This is a genomic window from Stappia sp., from assembly GCF_048268045.1.
Taxonomy (GTDB): Bacteria; Pseudomonadota; Alphaproteobacteria; order Rhizobiales; family Stappiaceae; genus Stappia.
This window is the reverse complement of record NZ_JBLWWG010000003.1, coordinates 101,453-119,358: the sequence shown is the minus strand read 5'-3', so window position 1 is coordinate 119,358 and position 17,906 is coordinate 101,453. Positions and strand designations below refer to the sequence as shown.

Here is a 17,906-nt window from a genome sequence, read left to right as displayed (position 1 = left end):
GTCTCGATCCGGTCAGAGCGCCTCGGCGCCCGAGATGATTTCGATCAGCTCCTTGGTGATCTGAGCCTGCCGCTGACGGTTGTAGTTGAGCGTCAGCTTGTTGATCATGTCACCGGCGTTGCGCGTGGCGTTGTCCATCGCGCTCATACGCGCACCCTGCTCGGAAGCCGCATTCTCAAGAAGACCCCGGAAGATCTGCACCGAGATGTTGCGCGGGAGAAGATCCTCGAGGATCTCCGCCTCGTCCGGCTCGTACTCGTAGAGCGTGGCCGCCTCTTCGCTCTCGGATGCCGACTTGTCGAAGGTCACCGGAATGAGCTGCTGCGCCGTCGGGATCTGGCTGATCACCGACTGGAACCGTGCGTAGAACAGAGTGCAGACATCGAACTCGCCCGCATCGAACATCTTGCGAACGAGATCGCCGATCTCGTCTGCGTTCTCGAAGGCGACGCGCTTCACATGCCGCAGTTCCACGGTCTGGATGATGTGGCTCGCGAGATCGCGCTTCAGAAGATCGAAGCCCTTCTTGCCGACGCAGACGATCTTCACCGTCTTGCCCTGCGCGATCAGCGTCTTTGCCCGCTCGCGCGCCAGCTTGGCGATCGAGGAGTTGAAGCCGCCGCACAGGCCGCGCTCCGCCGTGGCGACGACGAGCAGGTGCACGTCGTCCTTGCCGGTCCCGGCGAAGAGGCGCGGTGCGTCGTCACGCCCCTCGAATGCGGTGGCGATGTTGGCGAGCACCGCCTCCATACGCTCCGCATAGGGCCGCGCGGCCTCGGCCGCCTCCTGCGCGCGACGCAGCTTCGCCGCGGCCACCATCTGCATGGCCTTGGTGATCTTCTGCGTCGCCTTAACGGAGGCGATCCGGTTTCGTAAGTCCTTCAGGCTCGGCATGGCCGCCCCTTGTCCTGGATGCCGTCGGTCGCGTCAGGCGAAGTTCTTGGCGAAGGCCTCGATGGCCGCCTTGAGACGAGCCTCAAGGTCGGCGTCGAGCGCCTTCTTCTCCCAGATACCATCCAGGAGATCCGCATGTTCGCCGCGCAGGTTCAGAAGCAGACCGTCTTCAAAGTCCTTGACCTTGTTGACCGGCAGCTTGTCCAGGTAGCCATTGACGCCGGCATAGATGACGGCGACCTGCTCCTGGGTCTTCAGCGGCTGGAACTGACCCTGCTTCAGAAGCTCGGTCAGGCGCGCACCACGGTTCAGCAGGCGCTGGGTCGTGGCGTCGAGGTCCGAACCGAACTGGGCGAAGGCCGCCATCTCGCGATACTGGGCCAGCTCGCCCTTGATCTTGCCGGCAACCTGCTTCATCGCCTTGATCTGAGCCGAGGAGCCCACGCGCGACACCGACAGACCGACGTTCACCGCCGGGCGGATGCCCTGGAAGAACAGATCCGTCTCGAGGAAGATCTGGCCGTCGGTGATCGAGATCACGTTGGTCGGAATGAAGGCCGAGACGTCGTTGCCCTGGGTCTCGATGACCGGAAGGGCGGTCAGCGAACCGGCGCCATTGGCGTCGTTGAGCTTGGCCGAACGCTCGAGCAGGCGAGAATGGAGATAGAACACGTCGCCCGGGAAGGCTTCACGTCCGGGCGGACGACGGAGAAGCAGGGACATCTGGCGATAGGCCACGGCCTGCTTGGTCAGATCGTCGTACCCGATCACGGCGTGCATCGCGTTGTCGCGGAAGAACTCGCCGATGGCGGTGCCGGAGAACGGCGCCAGGAACTGCAGCGGCGCCGGATCGGAGGCCGTCGCGGCGACGATCACCGAGTACTCGAGAGCGCCCGATTCCTCGAGCTGCTTGACGAACTGGGCGACGGTCGAACGCTTCTGGCCGACGGCGACGTAGATGCAATAGAGCTTCTCGCCCTCATTGTCCGTCGCGTGCATCGGCTTCTGGTTCAGGAACGTGTCCAGAATGATTGCCGTCTTGCCGGTCTGACGGTCACCGATGACCAGCTCGCGCTGGCCGCGGCCGACCGGGATCAGAGCGTCGATGGCCTTGAGGCCCGTCGACATCGGCTCGTGAACGCCCTTGCGCGGCAGGATGCCCGGCGCCTTGACGTCGACGCGGCGCATCTCGGAACCCTCGATCGGGCCCTTGCCGTCGAGCGGCTGGCCGAGCGGGTCGACGACGCGGCCGAGCAGGCCCTTGCCAACCGGGATCTCGACGATGGCGCCGGTCCGCTTGACCGTGTCGCCTTCCTTGATGTCGCGGTCGGAGCCGAACAGCACGATACCGACGTTGTCGGTCTCGAGGTTCAGCGCCATGCCCTTGATGCCGCCGGGGAATTCGACCATCTCACCGGCCTGGACCTTGTCGAGGCCATAGACGCGAGCGATGCCGTCACCGACAGAAAGCACATGACCAACTTCCGAAACTTCGGCTTCCTGGCCGAAGTTCTTGATCTGGTCCTTGAGGATGGCGGAGATTTCCGCGGCCCGAATATCCATCAGCCGACCTCTTTCATAGCGAACTTGAGGGAATTGAGTTTGGTCTTGAGCGAAGTGTCGATCATCCGGCTACCGACCTTGACCACCAGGCCACCGATCAGAGAGGGATCGACCTTCGCCGAAATCATCACCGACTTGCCCGTCGCCTCATTCAGCGACTTCGTGAGGGACGCCAGCTGCTCGTCGGAGAGCGCGCTGGCCGACACCACGTCGGCGGGAAGCTCGCCACGGCGCTCTGCGAGCGCGGCGCGGTAGGCGACAATCATCGACGGCACCGCGAAGAGGCGGCGGTTGCGGGCAGCGAGCTTCACGAAGTTCGCAGCAAGGCCGCCGATGCCGGCCTTGTCGAGAACGGCGGTCAGCGCCTTGAGCTGCTCGTCGGCGGAGAAGACCGGGCTCGTCACGAGACGACGCAGGTCTTCGCTGTCCTGGAGAAGCTTCTCGAACGCGGAGAGTGCCTTCTCGACCTCCGCCACGGAGCCCTGCTCCTCTGACAAGTCGAGCAGCGCCGTCGCATAACGGGAAGCCACACCTGAAATGAGAGTTACGTTGTCGGTCACAGGGTCCGTGCTCTCTGAGGCGGGTTTAAGCCCATACGTCCGGCAAAGCCGTCCGCAAGGCGTTGGTAAATCGACATTTTTCAGACCGGGGAAGATGCGAGCCCGCTCGTACCCCGCAAAGCCGCGCTTCGATTAGCACAGGCTTCACATGTGAGCAACATAGCGGCGCGACTCAAATGCGCCAAACTTCAGGAAAATGGGCACATGTGGAGGAAACCGGCCCCGAGCGGGCCGTCAAACCCGCTTTTTCCGTCCCGCCGCAATGTCCCGCCAAGCCCGGGATTCCCTGTCCCGGCCACGGTTTCCCCGGCTATCGCCAGCGTATCGCGGCATTTTCGACTTTTCACGCGCGAAAATGACGTAATTTTGTCGCGCCCCGACGGCGGGACGGCTTTTTCCGGCATTTTTGCGAATCCGCTAGGCCTGCCCCGTCAAAAGAAGCTCTGCGGATCGACGTCGACCTGGACGCGGACTCCGCCGCGCGGTTTCGGCGCGGCCACGAGCCAGGCCCGGAGCAGCTTCTGCAGGTCGACACCGCGCGGTGCCATGGCGAGCAGGCGGAAGCGGTGGCGGCCGCGCACGACGGCCATCGCTGCCTCGGCCGGACCGAGCACGGTCAGCGAGGGATCGGCCGGCACGCAGCGGGCAAGGGCGCGGGCCTGCGCTTCCGCCGCAGCCTTGTCGGGGCCGGAGACGACGAGCGCCGCGAGCCGGCCGAAGGGCGGCAGGCCGGCAACACGTCGCGCGGCGATTTCGGCATCGTAGAAGGCACGGCTATCCCCGCTGGCAAGCGCGCGGATCACCGGATGCTCGGGCGCATGGGTCTGCAGGAACCCGCGTCCGCCGCCGCCAATGCGCCCGGCGCGGCCCGTCACCTGGGCGAGGAGCTGGAAGGTGCGCTCGGCCGCGCGCGGGTCTCCGTTGGCCAGTCCGAGATCGGCGTCGATGACGCCCACGAGCCGCATCAGCGGGAAGTTGTGGCCCTTGGCGACGAGCTGGGTGCCAACGACGATGTCGGCCCCGCCCTCCTCGATCACCTTCATCTCGCGCTTCATGCGCTCCGTCCCGCCCTGCATGTCGGACGACAGCACGAGCACGCGCGCCTCGGGAAAAAGGTCGCTCGCCTCCTCGGCGATGCGCTCGACTCCAGGGCCGCAGGCAACCAGCGACTGGGTGTCGCCGCAGGCAGGGCAATGGTCCGGCGTCGGCTCGCAATGACCGCAATGGTGGCAGGCGAGCTGCCCGCGAAACCGGTGCTCGACCAGCCAGGCGGAACAATTGGGGCACTGGAACCGGTGGCCGCAGGTGCGGCAGAGCGTCAGAGGAGCGTAGCCGCGCCGGTTGAGGAACAGCAGCGACTGACCGCCGCCGGCGAACGTGTCGGCGATCGCCCGGCGCAGGACCGGCGCGATCCACTGACCGCGATCGGGACCGTCCTGGCGCAGATCGACGATGGAGATCTCAGGCATGGGCGCGCCCGTCGCCCGCTCGGGCAGTTCGATCAGCCGGTAACGTCCGGCATCGGCGTTGACCCGGCTTTCGACGGACGGCGTCGCCGAGGCCAGCACCACCGGAAAGCGCGACAGATGGCCGCGCACCACCGCCATGTCGCGGGCGTTGTAGGGCACCCGGTCGTCCTGCTTGTAGGCCGTGTCATGCTCCTCGTCGACGACGACGAGCCCCAGCTCGCAGAACGGCAGGAACAGCGCCGAGCGCGCGCCGACGACGACCCGCACGTCGCCGTTGCCGACGCCCCGCCACACGGCGGCGCGCTGTTTCGGCGTGATCTGCGAGTGCCATTCGGCCGGGCGCACGGCGAAGCGGCGCTCGAACCGCTCGAGAAAGGCGCTGGTCAACGCGATCTCGGGAATGAGCACCAGCGCCTGCCGGCCCTGGCGGATCGCCTCAGCCACGGCCTCGAAATAGACCTCCGTCTTGCCCGAGCCGGTGACGCCGTCGATGAGGAAGGTGGCAAACCCCTTGCCGACCGCCTCGACCAGCGTGTCCGCCGCCGCCTGCTGGCTCCCGGTGAGCGGTATCCTGGCAAAATCCGGATCGGGCGCGGGCGGCGCGGGTGAGCGGCGCATCTCCACCACCTCGAGAGCGCCGTGGGCGATCAGCCCGTCCACCACCGAGGTGCTGACGCCGGCGGCATGGGCAAGCCCGCTCTTCGACCAGGCGAAGCCGTCCTCCAGGACCGCCAGCACACGCTTGCGCGCCGGTGTCAGGCGCTCCGGCGCGGCCACCGCCTCGACCCGCCGCACGCCGGCCACCGGCGGTTCGGGCTCCAGGGCTGCTTCCGAGCGCAACACCATGCGCAGCACCATGCCGGGCGTCGCCAGCGTCCAGCCGGCAACCCAGTCGACCAGGGCGCGCAGATCCTCCCGGAGCGGCGGCACGTCATCATAGACATGGAGGATGTCCTTGAGCCGTGCCGGGGCCACCCCGGCCGCATCCTCTTCCAGCCCCCAGACCGCGCCGACGACCTCACGCGGGCCGAGCGGAACGCGCACGATGGTGCCGGGCTCGACCGTCATGCCCTCGGGCACCCGGTAGCTGTAGGCCATGCCGATGGCGACCGGCAGCAGCACGCGGGCCAGCTTCGGCACGTTGCGGCGCGGGCCATCCTTCGCGAAGAGATCGTCGATGGTGCGGGCGGGCGGGCGGTTCGTCATGGTCCTGCGGCGGGTCGTCGGGCAGTCGCGGCCTTGTGCGCCGCGCGGCGGGCGAATCGGACGCCTCCCCGGGAGCCACCCTACGCCCATCGCCGCGCGGATTGCAGAGCGGCGTGGCGGATGTCGTCATTCACGTCTTTTGCGCTTTTCGCAAGCGGGCGCGTCTTTTTGCGGGCGGGACGGTTCCCGGCCCGGCTTAAAATGGTAAGGAGACGGGGCGCGGGCAATGCCGCCCGGCATTCGACACCATTCCGCCAAGGGAGCCCTGCCCCGCCATGAAGTTCTTCGTCGATACCGCCGACACCGGCGAGATCCGCGACCTCGCCGAAACCGGTCTCCTGGACGGCGTGACGACCAACCCCTCGCTGATCCTCAAGGCCGGCCGGCCGATGAAGGACGTGATCGCCGAGATCTGCGATCTGGTCGAGGGTCCGGTCTCCGCAGAGGTCACCGCGACCGAGGCCGAGGCGATGATCGCCGAAGGCCGCTCGCTTGCCGCCATCGCCGACAACATCGCCGTCAAGCTGCCGCTGACGCTGGACGGGCTCAAGGCCTGCCGCGCGCTCAGCGGCGACGGCCACATGGTCAATGTCACCCTGTGCTTCTCGGCCAACCAGGCGCTGCTCGCCGCCAAGGCCGGCGCCAGCTTCATCTCGCCCTTCATCGGCCGGCTCGACGATATCAACATCGACGGGCTCGACCTGATCCGCGAGATCCGGGTGATCTACGACAATTACGGCTTCGAGACCGAGATTCTCGCCGCCTCGATCCGTACCGCCAACCACGTCAAGGATTGCGCGCTGATCGGCGCCGACGTCGCCACGGTGCCGCCGGCGGTGCTGAAGGGCCTGGTCAAGCATCCGCTGACCGACAAGGGCCTCGAGCAGTTCCTCTCGGACTGGGCCAAGACCGGCCAGAGCATCCTGTAAGACCGGGCGCCTCGCGCCTGTGATCAGTTCGGGGCCGGGGGGCAACCTCCGGCCCTTTTTTGTGCCAAGCTTCCTGCACCCCTGCGACCATCCTCCCGGGCAAACGCCAGGCGTGCCTCCGAAAGGTTCGAGCGTGTCGCCCCCCCCGAGACTGCGGCCCCCCTCCGGGGCCGGGGCGACAGGGCGGGGGCTCTGGAAACGAGTAGGCCCCGGGTCAAGCCCGGGGTGACACCGAGGTGGGGGGAGCGGCCTACGGGGCGAGGAGCGGATCTCGGCCCTTGCGCATACCTCAATCATCAGCCCCCTCACCTTCCCCCAACCCTCGCATACCTCAGTCTTCAACCCTTCAACTTGCCCCCCCCGCACACACCTGCCCTCAGTGCTCACTCGGCCTTCGCCCCTCCACCAAACGTCATCCCGGGCTTGACCCGGGACCTAATCCACGCCGGCACAGGCCGCAGCCGCACCTCAACATCGCCTGCCTTCGCCGCAACCGCCCTCCCGGGCAAACGCCAGGCGTGCCTACGGGGCCGGGACAACGGGGCGGAGGCTCTGGAAACGAGTAGGCCCCGGGTCAAGCCCGGGGTGACACCGAGGTGGGGGGAGCGGCCTACGGGGCGTAGGAGCGGATCTCGGCCCTTGCGCGTACCTCAATCATCAGCCCACCCTCACCTTCCCCAGTCCTTGCATGCCTCAGTCGTCAACCCTTCAACTTGCCCAGCCCCCGCACACCCCAGCCTTCAGTGCTCGCACCACCCCAGCCCTCAGCGCTCCCTCGGCCTTCGCCCCTCCACCGGACGTCATCCCGGGCTTGACCCGGGACCTAATCCACGCCGGCACAGGCCGCAGCCGCACCTCAACATCGCTTGCCTTCGCGGCAACCGCCCTCCCGGGCAAACGCCAGGCGTGCCTCCGGGGCCGGGGCAACGGGGCGGAGGCTCTGGAAACGAATAGGCCCCGGGTCAAGCCCGGGGTGACGGCCGGGCCGGCGTGCCGGAGTGGGCGTGTCGGAGCGGGTGCCGGAAGACTTGCGGGAAAAGCGCGGACGTTACGGCAGGTCGGCGGCGGTCGCGGGTCACATCGCCGCAAGGCCAAATGCGCGCGAAAATCGCAGGCGTCTGCTAGAATCGCGCGATGACGGATGGCGATTCGCTTCTTGTGTGTGCAAGGCCGGATGTGAACGCGGCGGTCGGCGACTGGCTCGATCACCTTGGTGGTGAGCGCCGCCTCGCCGACAAGACGCTCATTGCCTATGAGCGCGACCTGCGTCAGTTTCTCCGTTTCCTGACCGGACATCTTGGCGAACCGCCAGCGCTCGCCCATCTCGCCGACCTTCGCCCGGCCGACTATCGCGGTTTCCTGGCAAGCCGCAGGCAGAGCGGCGTCGGCAGCCGATCACTGGCGCGCGGACTGGCGGGCGTGCGTTCCTTCCTGCGCTTTCTCGAAACGCGCGGGCAGGTGAATGCTGCGGCAAGCACGGTCGTGCGCCCGCCCCGGCAACCCCGCTCGCTGCCCAAGCCGGTTTCGGCCGGAGACGCCATGACCCTTGTCGACGCCGACAGCGGGCTTGACGCGGAACCCTGGATCGCCGCCCGCAACGCCGCTGTGCTGACGCTGCTCTATGGCTGCGGGCTGCGCATCTCCGAAGCGCTGTCGCTGACCGGGCGCACGGCCCCGCGCAAGGGCACCAGGACCCTGCGCGTGCGCGGCAAGGGCGGGCGCGAGCGCATCGTGCCGGTGCTGCCGGTGGTGAGCGAGGCAGTGGAGAGCTATCTGGCGCTCAACCCCCATGCGCCGCAGCCCGACGGGCCGCTGTTTCTCGGGGCACGGGGCGGGCCGCTCAATCCACGCATCGTGCAATACGCCATGGCGCGACTGCGCAGCGCGCTCGGCCTGCCCGACAGCGCCACGCCGCACGCGCTGCGCCACTCCTTCGCAACACATCTGCTCGCCGGCGGCGGCGACCTGCGCACCATTCAGGAACTTCTTGGCCACGCGAGCCTTTCCACCACGCAGATCTATACCGAGGTCGACGCCGCGCGCCTGCTCGATGCCTTCGACAAGGCTCACCCGCGCGGCGGGACGTCCGCCGCGCGCACGCCATAGACACGCGCCTACCGCTGTTGTCGCGCGCGTGACAGCAGCCAACCCGCCCGAGAGGCCGCCATGCACCTGATGCTCCCTGCCCTTTCGACGCTCTTCCTGGCGCTGGCGGTGCTTCTCGTCCCCACCGATGCCATTGCCGAGGAGAGGACCTGCATCACGCCCGAGACCGGACATTGGATCAACACCAGGGCGCGGACGCAGCAGATCCGCCGGATCGAGATCGAAAGCCGCTGCGTTGGCAAGGACGGCGTCGCGTTTCGCATGCGCGCCTTTGTCAAATGCGCACCGCGCGACTGCAAATGGGGATGGGTGCAGGCACATAGAAACGCCACGGGCCGGATCGTCGCCACCTTCCCCGGACTGTTCGGCGCCCGGGAGATCGAGATCATCACCATGGACGACCGGATCGAGGCACTGGTGACGCTTCATCCGCATGATCGCAACGCCAGGCCCGAGTTTCACGCGGCGATCATGACAAGGCAGTAAGCCGGCTTATAAAAGGAGTTTCCCGGGCGGCACGCCATCGAAGCGCTTGTTTTCACGCCGTCTCCGCGACCGGGCTCGCCCCGGTGAACAGCCTGCGAAACGCAAACCGCCCGCGCCGGAGAGACCGGCGCGGGCGGATCTTGTCGTTATGCGATGCGCGGCCGGGCGGGCCGCGCCACTCAGGCGTGGATCGGCTTGGAGAAGGCGGCCATGGCGGCTTCCTTGACCCCCTCGCTCATCGTCGGATGGGCATGGCAGGTGCGCGCCAGATCCTCCGACGCGCCGCCGAATTCCATCAGCACGGCCGCCTCGTGGATCATCTCGCCGGCACCATGGCCGATGATGTGAACGCCGAGCACCCGGTCGGTCTGCGCGTCGGCTAGCACCTTGACGAAGCCCTCGGTGTGGCCCATCGCCTTGGCGCGGCCGTTGGCCATGAAGGAGAACTTGCCGACCTTGTAGTCGACGCCCTCGGCCTTCAGCGTCTCCTCGCTCTTGCCGACATCGGCAACCTCGGGCGAGGTGTAGACCACACCCGGGATGACGCCGTAGTTCACGTGGCCGGCCTGGCCGGCGAGGATCTCCGCCAGTGCAACGCCCTCATCCTCGGCCTTGTGGGCGAGCATCGGGCCGGCGATCACGTCGCCGATGGCGTAGATGCCGGCGACATTGGTCTGGTAGTGGCCGTCTGTCTTGACCCGGCCGCGCTCGTCGAGCGCGACGCCGGCCTCCTCAAGGCCGAGGCCGGCGGTCACGGGACGGCGGCCGATGGCGACGAGCACCACGTCGGCCTCGAGCGTCTCGGCCGCGGCCTCGCCGCCGGCCGCGGGCTCGACCGTGACGGCGACCTGCTTGCCCTTCTTCTCCACCGCCGTGACCTTCGTCGACAGGCGGAACTCCATGCCCTGCTTCTTCAGGATGCGCTGGAACGACTTGGAGACGTCGCCGTCCATCGGACCGAGGATCTTGTCCATGTATTCGACCACGGTGACCTCGGCGCCAAGACGGCGCCAGACGGAGCCGAGCTCGAGGCCGATGACGCCGGCGCCGATGACGATGAGCTTGCCCGGAACCTTCTCCAGCGTCAGCGCACCGGTGGAGGAGACGACCTGCTTCTCGTCGATCTCGACGCCGGGAAGCTGGACCACGTCGGAGCCGGTGGCGATGACGATCGCCTTGGCCTCGACGGTTTCGGTCTTGCCCTCCGCCGACGTCACCTCGACGCGACCGGCGGAAACGATGCGGCCGGTGCCGTGGAACGGCGTGATCTTGTTCTTCTTGAACAGGAAGTCGATGCCGGTGACGTTGCTGTCGACGACCTTGTCCTTGAAGGCGAGCATCGCCTTGAGGTCGAGCTTCGGCTTGCCGACCTTGATGCCCATGCCCTCGAAGGAATGCTCCGCCTCCTCGAACTGCTCGGAGGCATGCAGCAGCGCCTTGGAGGGAATGCAGCCGATGTTGAGGCAGGTGCCGCCATGGGTGGCGCGCTTCTCGACGACCGCGACCTTGAGGCCGAGCTGGGCCGCCTTGATGGCGCAGACATAACCGCCGGGACCGGTGCCGATGACGACGAGATCGAAGTTGGACATTGCTTTCGCCTCTTTTCCTGTTCGCAAGGGCGGACCGCGCCGCCGTTGTTCATGTTAGTCCGTGACGCCGGCGTCTCAGGGCACGACGGCCCGGGCGCCCGACACGTCGAGGATGGCGCCGGAGGTGTAGCTCGCCGCATCCGAGAGCAGCCACGCGATGGCCTCGGCGCATTCATTCGCCGTTCCCGCCCGCCCCATGGGAAGCTCGGCGGCCATGCGCGCCGCGCGATCGGGATCGCCGCCCGAGGCGTGGATCTCCGTCTCGATGATGCCCGGACGCACGGCGTTGACGCGGATGCCCTCGCGCGCCACCTCCTTGGCAAGACCGACGGTGAAGGTATCGATCGCGCCCTTGGCGGCGGCGTAGTCGATATATTGCGACGGCGAGCCGAGCTTCGCGGAGGCCGACGACAGGTTGACGATCCCTCCGCCCTTGCCGCCATGCGCCGTGGACATGCGCTTCACCGCTTCACGGGCGCAGATCATCGTTCCGAGCACGTTGACGTCGAACATGCGCCGCAGCCGCTCGAAGGACATGTCGGTGAGCGGTGCCGCGACATCGACCACGCCGGCGTTGTTGACCAGGCCCGTGAGCCGGCCGAGCCGGTCGGCTTCGGCGAAGGTCTTCAGGCAGTCCGCCTCGCTCGCCACGTCGGCCTGAAGGGCCACCGCCTTGCCGCCGCGCGCCCGGATCCCGGCAACCACCTCGTCGGCGCGGGCCGGGCTGGAGACATAGGTCAGCAGCACGGTGGTGCCTGGCGCCGCCAGACGCAGGGCGGCGGCCGCGCCAATGCCCCGGCTTCCCCCCGTCACGATCACAACACTCTCGCTCATCGGATCCCCTGTTCGTTCGTTTGAACGGCCCGCAGCCGCCCTAGCGCTCCGCCAGTGCCAGACGCAGGCCGAAACCGGCGAACGCAACGGCTACCGTGCGCCCGAGCCACGCCATGGCACGGCGGCTTGACAGGAGCCTTGCCCCCACCGCCGCCGCGAACAGACCGTAGCCGATGAAAACCACCAGCGTCAGCCCCATGAAGACGCCGCCGAGCCCCAGCACCTGCAGCGTGACCGGCCCGGCCTGCGGGCTGACGAACTGCGGCAGGAAGGCCAGGAAAAACAGCGAGAGCTTCGGGTTCAGCACGTTGATGAGAAACCCGTTGCGCGCCACCGCGACCAGATCCGCCGGCCCGGCGGCCGCGCGATCGAAGGCGAGCGGGCCGCCTTGCCGCAGCGCCTGCCAGGCGAGGTAGAAGAGATAGGCGGCGCCGGCGTATTTCAGCACCTGAAAGGCAAGCGCGCTGGCATGAAGCAGGGCCGCGAGCCCGAACATCGCGGCCAGCAGTGCCGGGACGATGCCAAGCGTGCAGCCAAAGGCCGCAGCGATGCCCGCAGCCCGCCCCCGGGAGAGCCCCGTGGCCACCGTGTAGACCACGCCAGTGCCCGGAACGAGCACCACCACGAGGGCGGTGAGAAGAAATTCGGGTCCCATAAACACCTCCTCCTCGTCAGGCGCTCGCCAGCCTGCGACGCGCCGTCACCATGATCGCGCCATGAAGCACAACGACGATGGCAAGCGAAACTGCGTGCAGGGCAAGTGTCTCCTGCGGCCCCAGTTCGGCAAGCCCCCATGCTCCAAGCGGCAGGAACAGGGCGAGGGCCGTCCAGAGCCCCGGATTGACGCGCCGCATGGCGAGCGCCTGCACCAGATGCAGAACCGCGTTGACCAGCACGAGATAGATCCCGATCAACCCCCACCCTTGCGCGACGGCGCGCATCAGCCAGAGCGTCACGACCATGACGCCCCACACGCCGAAGACGTTGATCACGAAGACGTCGCGCACGCTCAGCGCCTCGCGTCCGCGCCCGATGGTGGCGTTGACGAAGAGACGGAAGCGGTCGCCGTCATGTTCCTCGAGCTGGTGCAGCATGTAGACGGGCAGGACAAGCCAGACCAGGAGCTGGCCGAGTGGCCAGCCGGCAGTCAGGAGCGGAGAAAGCGCCAGAAGGCCGACGCCGGCAAGCGCGCCGCCGTAAACCCAGTTCGCCTGCAAACGGCTGACGGTTGCCTTCATGCCCGCTTCCCCTCGACCGGCCGCCCGGACGGGCGCGCCGTATGCCGCGAGCGGCAAGGATCACACCCGCAGGGACAGGCTCCGGACGGGATCGCCGCCCGGAGCCCGTGTTCGTTCGCCGGGATCAGAGGTCGAGGACGAGACGCTGCACGTCCTCGAGGCTCTCCTTGACGCGCACGAGGAAGGTCACCGCCTCCTTGCCGTCGACGATACGGTGGTCGTAGCTGAGCGCCAGATACATCATCGGGCGGGCAACGATCTGTCCGTTCACGACCATCGGCCGCTCCTGGATCTTGTGCATGCCGAGAATGCCCGACTGCGGCGCGTTGAGGATCGGCGAGGACATCAGCGAGCCGTAGACGCCGCCGTTGGAAATGGTGAAGGTGCCACCCTGCATGTCGTTCATGCCGAGCTTGCCGTCACGCGCCTTGCGGCCGAGGTTGGCGATTTCCTTCTCGATCTCGGCGATCGACATCTGGTCGGCATCGCGCACCACCGGCACGACGAGGCCGCGGTCGGTGCCGACGGCAACGCCGATGTGACAGAAGTTCTTGTAGATCACGTCGGTGCCGTCGATCTCGGCGTTGACCGCCGGGATCTCCTTCAGCGCATGGCAGACGGCCTTGGTGAAGAAGCCCATGAAGCCAAGCTTGACGCCGTGCTTCTTCTCGAAGAGATCCTTGTAGGACTTCCGCAGCTCCATGATCGGGCCCATGTCCACCTCGTTGTAGGTGGTCAGCATGGCGGCCGTGCTCTGCGCGTCCTTGAGACGGCGGGCGATGGTCTGGCGCAGCTTGGTCATGCGCACGCGCTCTTCGCGCGCCGCATCCTCGGCGACCGACGGGGCACGGGCGGCAGCCGGCGCGGAGGCGGCGGGCGCGCTCTGGGCGAAGCCGGCGGCAGCGGCGGCGATCACGTCACCCTTGAGCACTTGGCCGCGCTTGCCCGAGCCCTCGACCTGCGAGGCATCGACGCCCTTTTCGGCCAGCATCTTCGACGCGGACGGAGCCGGCGGCATGGACGATGCGGCGGCTGCCGGCTTCGCGGCGGCCTTGTCAGCGCTCGGAGCGGAGGCAGCGGCGGCAGCGCCGGCGCCGGTTGCGATGCGGGCGAGAAGCGTGCCCGGGCTCACCGTGTCGCCGGTGGCGACCGCGATCTCGACGATCTTGCCGCCAGCGGGCGCCGGAATTTCCTGAGCTGCCTTGTCGGTCTCCAGCTCGACGAGGATGTCGTCGGCCTTCACCGTGTCGCCGACCTTGACGAACCATTCGCCGACATCGGCCTCGGTGACGCTCTCGCCAGCCGAGGGCACCACCACGTCGACGGTCTCGCCGCCCTTGTCGTCGCCACCCTTGTCGTTTCCACCCTTGCCGTCATCGGACTTCGCCGCGGCGGCGGGCGCGGACTTCGCGGCGGCAGGCTTGGCGGCGCCAGCGCCTTCCTCGATCTGGCCGAGCAGCGTGCCGACCTCGACGGTGTCGCCTTCCTTGACCAGGATCTCCCCGAGGGTTCCGGAGGCCGGGGCGGGGACTTCCACCGTTACCTTGTCCGTCTCCAGCTCGACGATCGGCTCGTCGGCATTCACCTGTTCGCCGGGCTTCTTGAACCACTGGGCAATGGTTGCCTCGGTTACGGATTCGCCAAGCGTGGGCACTCGAATTTCGGTCGCCATGATCTCAATCTCTTTCATCCGGTGGCAGCGCGGGGCGGAAGCGGTCCCGACGCAATGCGACGGACCTGCCGGGGTCCGCCCTGTCCCGTGGCGCGGTCCGGCGCACGGGCGAAAAATCGGTCAGACTTCTTGACGGCGGTGGCGCGGGGCCGGCGTCATGCCGCCCCCGCGCCGCGCCCGCCTTATTCGGCGAAGGCCTCGTCCAGGAATGCCTGCAACTGGGCCAGATGCTTCGACATCAGGCCGGTCGCGGTGGCCGCCGAAGCGGCGCGACCGACGTAGCGCGGACGCTGGTGCTTGGCATCGATCTGCGACAGGACCCATTCGATGTAGGTCTGCACGAAGAACCAGGAACCCATGTTCTTGGGCTCTTCCTGGCACCAGACGATCTCGGCGTCCTTGAACCGCGACAGCTCGGTCACCAGGGCCTTGGTCGGGAACGGATAGAGCTGCTCGACGCGCAGGAGATAGACATCGTCGATGCCGCGCTTCTCGCGCTCCTCGAACAGGTCATAGTAGACCTTGCCCGAGCTCAGAACGACCCGGCGGATCTTCTTGTCGTCGACCAGCTTGATGTCGCTCATGCCCGGATGCTGGGCATCGTCCCACAGCAGCCGATGGAAGCTCGACCCCTCGGCGAACTCGTCGAAGCGGCTCACGGCGCGCTTGTGGCGCAGCAGCGACTTCGGCGTCATCAGGATCAGCGGCTTGCGGAAGTCACGCTTCAGCTGACGGCGCAGGATGTGGAAGTAGTTCGCCGGCGTGGTGCAGTTGGCGACCTGCATGTTGTCTTCCGCGCACATCTGCAGGAAGCGCTCGAGACGGGCGGAAGAGTGCTCCGGTCCCTGCCCCTCGTAGCCATGCGGCAGCAGGCAGACGAGGCCCGACATGCGCAGCCACTTGCGCTCGCCCGACGACAGGAACTGATCGAAGATCACCTGCGCGCCATTGGCGAAATCGCCGAACTGGGCTTCCCAGAGCGTCAGCGCGTTCGGCTCGGTCAGCGTGTAGCCGTATTCGAAACCGAGCACCGCCTCTTCCGAGAGCATCGAGTTGATGACCTCGTAGCGCGACTGGTCGTCCCGCAGGTGATTGAGCGGGATGTAGCGGCCCTCGTCTTCCTGATCGTAGAGGACGGAGTGGCGCTGCGAGAAGGTTCCACGCTCGCAATCCTGACCCGACAGACGCACAGGATGCCCCTCGAGCAGCAACGTGGCGAAGGCCATCGCCTCGGCCGTTGCCCAGTCGAAGCCCTGGCCGGTCTCGAACATCTTCTGGCGGTTGTCGAGGAACCGACGGATCGTGCGGTGCACGTTGAAGCCGTCGGGAACCGTGGTCAGCGCCTTGCCGACCAGCTCCAGCTCGCCGCTGGCGACGCCGGTCTGGCCGCGACGCGGATCGTCGAGATCCTGCGCCTGGCGCATGCCGGCCCACTTTCCGTCGAGCCAGTCGGCCTTGTTCGGCTTGTAGGCCTGTCCGGCGTCGAACTCGGTGTCGAGACGCGCGCGGATCTCGGCCCGCATGGCGTCGACCTCCTCGGCGGAAACCACACCCTCGGCCACCAGCTTGTCCGCGTAGATCTGCAGCGTCGTGGGATGCTTGCGGATCTTGCGGTACATGATCGGCTGGGTGAACGCCGGCTCGTCGGACTCATTGTGGCCGAAGCGGCGGTAGCAGATCATGTCGATCACCACCGGCTTGCCGAAGAGCTGACGGAACTCGGTGGCGACCTTGGCGGCAAAGACCACCGCTTCCGGATCATCGCCGTTCACGTGGAAGATCGGCGCCTCGATCATCTTCGCCACATCGGACGGATAGGGCGAGGAGCGCGAGAAACGCGGATTGGTCGTGAAACCGATCTGGTTGTTGATGATGAAGTGGACCGAACCGCCGGTGCGGTGGCCGCGCAGGGCCGACAGGCCGAAGCACTCGGCCACGACGCCCTGGCCGGCGAAGGCCGCATCGCCATGCAGCAGCAGCGGCATCACCTTGGAGCGATCGACCTCGGTCGTCTCGACGAAACGGCCGTCGACGGCGGAAAGCTGATCCTGCTTGGCGCGCGCCTTGCCGAGCACCACCGGATCGACGATCTCCAGATGCGACGGGTTGGCGGTGAGCGACAGGTGCACCTTGTTGCCGTCGAACTCGCGGTCCGAGGAGGCGCCGAGGTGGTACTTCACGTCTCCGGAACCCTCGACGTCGTCGGGTGCGAAGGAGCCGCCCTTGAACTCGTGGAAGATCGCGCGCAGCGGCTTGCCGAGAACCTGTGCAAGCACATTGAGGCGGCCACGGTGGGCCATGCCGAACAGGATTTCCTTCACGCCAAGCGCGCCGCCGCGCTTGATGATCTGCTCAAGCGCGGGCAGCAGCGCCTCGCCACCATCGAGACCGAAGCGCTTGGTGCCGGTGTATTTGACGTCAAGGAACTTCTCGAAGCCCTCGGCCTCGAGCAGCTTGTTGAGGATCGCCTTCTTGCCCTTCGGCGTGAACTCGATCTCCTTGTCCGGTCCCTCTATGCGCTCCTGGATCCACGACTTTTCGGCCGGGTTGGAGATGTGCATGAACTCGACGCCGAGCGTCGAGCAATAGGTCCGCTTGAGGATGTCGAGCATCTCGCGGATGGTCGCGAACTCAAGACCCAGCACGTGATCGATGAAGATCTTGCGGTCCCAGTCTTCCTCGGTGAAGCCGTAGGACGAGGGGTGCAGCTCCTCGTGATCGCCGGGCTGGCTGAGGCCGAGCGGATCGAGGTCGGCGTGGAGATGGCCGCGCATGCGGTAGGCGCGGATCATCATCAGCGCCCGCACGGAATCGCGCGACTGCCGCTGCACCGCGGCTTCCGTCAGCGCCTCGCCACGGGTGTCCGCCTTGGCCTTGATCTTGTCGCCGAGGGTCTTTTCGACCGGCGCCCAATTGCCGTCGAGGGCATTGATCAGGTCGCCATTGGCCGAGATCGGCCAGTCGGGCCGCTTCCAGGATGCGCCGCGCGCCTCCTTCAGAACGTCCGCCTTCTCGTCCGAGAGGTTCGAGAAGAAGTCGCGCCACGTCTCGTCGAGCGAGCCGGGGTCTTCCTTGAAGCGCGCATAGAGATCTTCAATATACGCTGCGTTGCCGCCGTACAGAAACGACGTCATCGCGAATGCATTGTTCGCGTCCTGTCGAGCCATCACACCATAGCGGGGTTGCCCCCGCCCGCCTTGTTGAGGGGAGCCCTTTCACGCAGCGCCCCTGTCGAACGGAAGTGGGACAGAGCCGCGCGATGCGTGTCCCGCGCGGCTCCTTCTCAAGATCGGTACACGGGAACACTCCCCAAGGGAAGATCCCGTCCACATATGTGTCCGCGGCCCCGGTAAACAAACC

The 17,906-nt window shown here is 67.1% G+C and carries 13 protein-coding genes; 3 read left to right on the top strand and 10 right to left on the bottom strand.

The features are described from left to right. Positions 1-12: 12 nt before the first annotated feature. From ACN0WF_RS05655 to ACN0WF_RS05640, 4 genes are all read right to left on the bottom strand, one after another. On the bottom strand, positions 13-894 hold the full coding sequence (locus ACN0WF_RS05655) for a F0F1 ATP synthase subunit gamma (RefSeq protein ID WP_417771826.1): 882 nt from the start codon (positions 892-894) through the stop codon (positions 13-15). Between the two features lie 33 nt (positions 895-927). Further along, positions 928-2,457 (bottom strand): F0F1 ATP synthase subunit alpha, encoded by a 1,530-nt coding sequence (gene atpA / locus ACN0WF_RS05650; RefSeq protein WP_417771825.1) that lies wholly within the window; start codon positions 2,455-2,457, stop codon positions 928-930. After that, a complete protein-coding gene (locus ACN0WF_RS05645) occupies positions 2,457-3,017 on the bottom strand; it encodes a F0F1 ATP synthase subunit delta (RefSeq protein ID WP_417771824.1) in 561 nt (186 codons plus the stop codon). The genes atpA and ACN0WF_RS05645 overlap by 1 nt, the downstream gene beginning before the upstream one ends. Before the next feature lie 431 nt (positions 3,018-3,448). Next, on the bottom strand, positions 3,449-5,692 hold the full coding sequence (locus tag ACN0WF_RS05640; protein ID WP_417771823.1) for a primosomal protein N': 2,244 nt from the start codon (positions 5,690-5,692) through the stop codon (positions 3,449-3,451). Between the two features lie 275 nt (positions 5,693-5,967). On the opposite strand from ACN0WF_RS05640, the gene fsa reads away from it, so the two are divergent. The 3 genes from fsa to ACN0WF_RS05625 all read left to right on the top strand — a co-directional run bounded on the left by fsa (position 5,968) and on the right by ACN0WF_RS05625 (position 9,213). Beyond that, positions 5,968-6,621 carry a fructose-6-phosphate aldolase gene (gene fsa, locus ACN0WF_RS05635; RefSeq protein ID WP_417771822.1) on the top strand — a complete coding sequence of 218 codons (654 nt, stop codon included), beginning with the start codon at positions 5,968-5,970 and terminating at the stop codon, positions 6,619-6,621. 1,134 nt (positions 6,622-7,755) lie between these two features. Next, on the top strand, positions 7,756-8,727 hold the full coding sequence (locus ACN0WF_RS05630; protein ID WP_417771821.1) for a tyrosine recombinase XerC: 972 nt from the start codon (positions 7,756-7,758) through the stop codon (positions 8,725-8,727). A gap of 60 nt (positions 8,728-8,787) precedes the next feature. After that, positions 8,788-9,213, top strand: coding sequence for a hypothetical protein (locus ACN0WF_RS05625; RefSeq protein ID WP_417771820.1), 426 nt, complete (start codon positions 8,788-8,790; stop codon positions 9,211-9,213). A 179-nt stretch (positions 9,214-9,392) separates the two neighbouring features. Here the strand turns inward: ACN0WF_RS05625 and lpdA are convergent, their stop codons facing one another. From lpdA to ACN0WF_RS05595, 6 genes are all read right to left on the bottom strand, one after another. Then, positions 9,393-10,802 carry a dihydrolipoyl dehydrogenase gene (gene lpdA, locus ACN0WF_RS05620; protein WP_417771819.1) on the bottom strand — a complete coding sequence of 470 codons (1,410 nt, stop codon included), beginning with the start codon at positions 10,800-10,802 and terminating at the stop codon, positions 9,393-9,395. 75 nt (positions 10,803-10,877) lie between these two features. Then, on the bottom strand, positions 10,878-11,636 hold the full coding sequence (locus ACN0WF_RS05615; RefSeq protein ID WP_417771818.1) for an SDR family oxidoreductase: 759 nt from the start codon (positions 11,634-11,636) through the stop codon (positions 10,878-10,880). 40 nt (positions 11,637-11,676) lie between these two features. Next, positions 11,677-12,291, bottom strand: coding sequence for a LysE family translocator (locus ACN0WF_RS05610; protein WP_417771817.1), 615 nt, complete (start codon positions 12,289-12,291; stop codon positions 11,677-11,679). A 16-nt stretch (positions 12,292-12,307) separates the two neighbouring features. Beyond that, on the bottom strand, positions 12,308-12,874 hold the full coding sequence (locus tag ACN0WF_RS05605) for an HXXEE domain-containing protein (RefSeq protein WP_417771816.1): 567 nt from the start codon (positions 12,872-12,874) through the stop codon (positions 12,308-12,310). A gap of 124 nt (positions 12,875-12,998) precedes the next feature. Further along, a complete protein-coding gene (gene odhB, locus ACN0WF_RS05600; RefSeq protein ID WP_417771815.1) occupies positions 12,999-14,546 on the bottom strand; it encodes a 2-oxoglutarate dehydrogenase complex dihydrolipoyllysine-residue succinyltransferase in 1,548 nt (515 codons plus the stop codon). Between the two features lie 182 nt (positions 14,547-14,728). Continuing rightward, a complete protein-coding gene (locus tag ACN0WF_RS05595) occupies positions 14,729-17,713 on the bottom strand; it encodes a 2-oxoglutarate dehydrogenase E1 component (RefSeq protein WP_417771814.1) in 2,985 nt (994 codons plus the stop codon). Between the last annotated feature and the right edge of the window lie 193 nt (positions 17,714-17,906).

Coding starts and splice junctions, on each gene's coding strand:
- ACN0WF_RS05655 (WP_417771826.1), bottom strand. CDS start 894: ATGCCGAGCCTGAAGGACTTACGAAACCGGATCGCCTCCGTTAAGGCG.
- atpA (WP_417771825.1), bottom strand. CDS start 2,457: ATGGATATTCGGGCCGCGGAAATCTCCGCCATCCTCAAGGACCAGATC.
- ACN0WF_RS05640 (WP_417771823.1), bottom strand. CDS start 5,692: ATGACGAACCGCCCGCCCGCCCGCACCATCGACGATCTCTTCGCGAAG.
- fsa (WP_417771822.1), top strand. CDS start 5,968: ATGAAGTTCTTCGTCGATACCGCCGACACCGGCGAGATCCGCGACCTC.
- ACN0WF_RS05630 (WP_417771821.1), top strand. CDS start 7,756: ATGACGGATGGCGATTCGCTTCTTGTGTGTGCAAGGCCGGATGTGAAC.
- ACN0WF_RS05625 (WP_417771820.1), top strand. CDS start 8,788: ATGCACCTGATGCTCCCTGCCCTTTCGACGCTCTTCCTGGCGCTGGCG.
- lpdA (WP_417771819.1), bottom strand. CDS start 10,802: ATGTCCAACTTCGATCTCGTCGTCATCGGCACCGGTCCCGGCGGTTAT.
- ACN0WF_RS05615 (WP_417771818.1), bottom strand. CDS start 11,636: ATGAGCGAGAGTGTTGTGATCGTGACGGGGGGAAGCCGGGGCATTGGC.
- ACN0WF_RS05610 (WP_417771817.1), bottom strand. CDS start 12,291: ATGGGACCCGAATTTCTTCTCACCGCCCTCGTGGTGGTGCTCGTTCCG.
- ACN0WF_RS05605 (WP_417771816.1), bottom strand. CDS start 12,874: ATGAAGGCAACCGTCAGCCGTTTGCAGGCGAACTGGGTTTACGGCGGC.
- odhB (WP_417771815.1), bottom strand. CDS start 14,546: ATGGCGACCGAAATTCGAGTGCCCACGCTTGGCGAATCCGTAACCGAG.
- ACN0WF_RS05595 (WP_417771814.1), bottom strand. CDS start 17,713: ATGGCTCGACAGGACGCGAACAATGCATTCGCGATGACGTCGTTTCTG.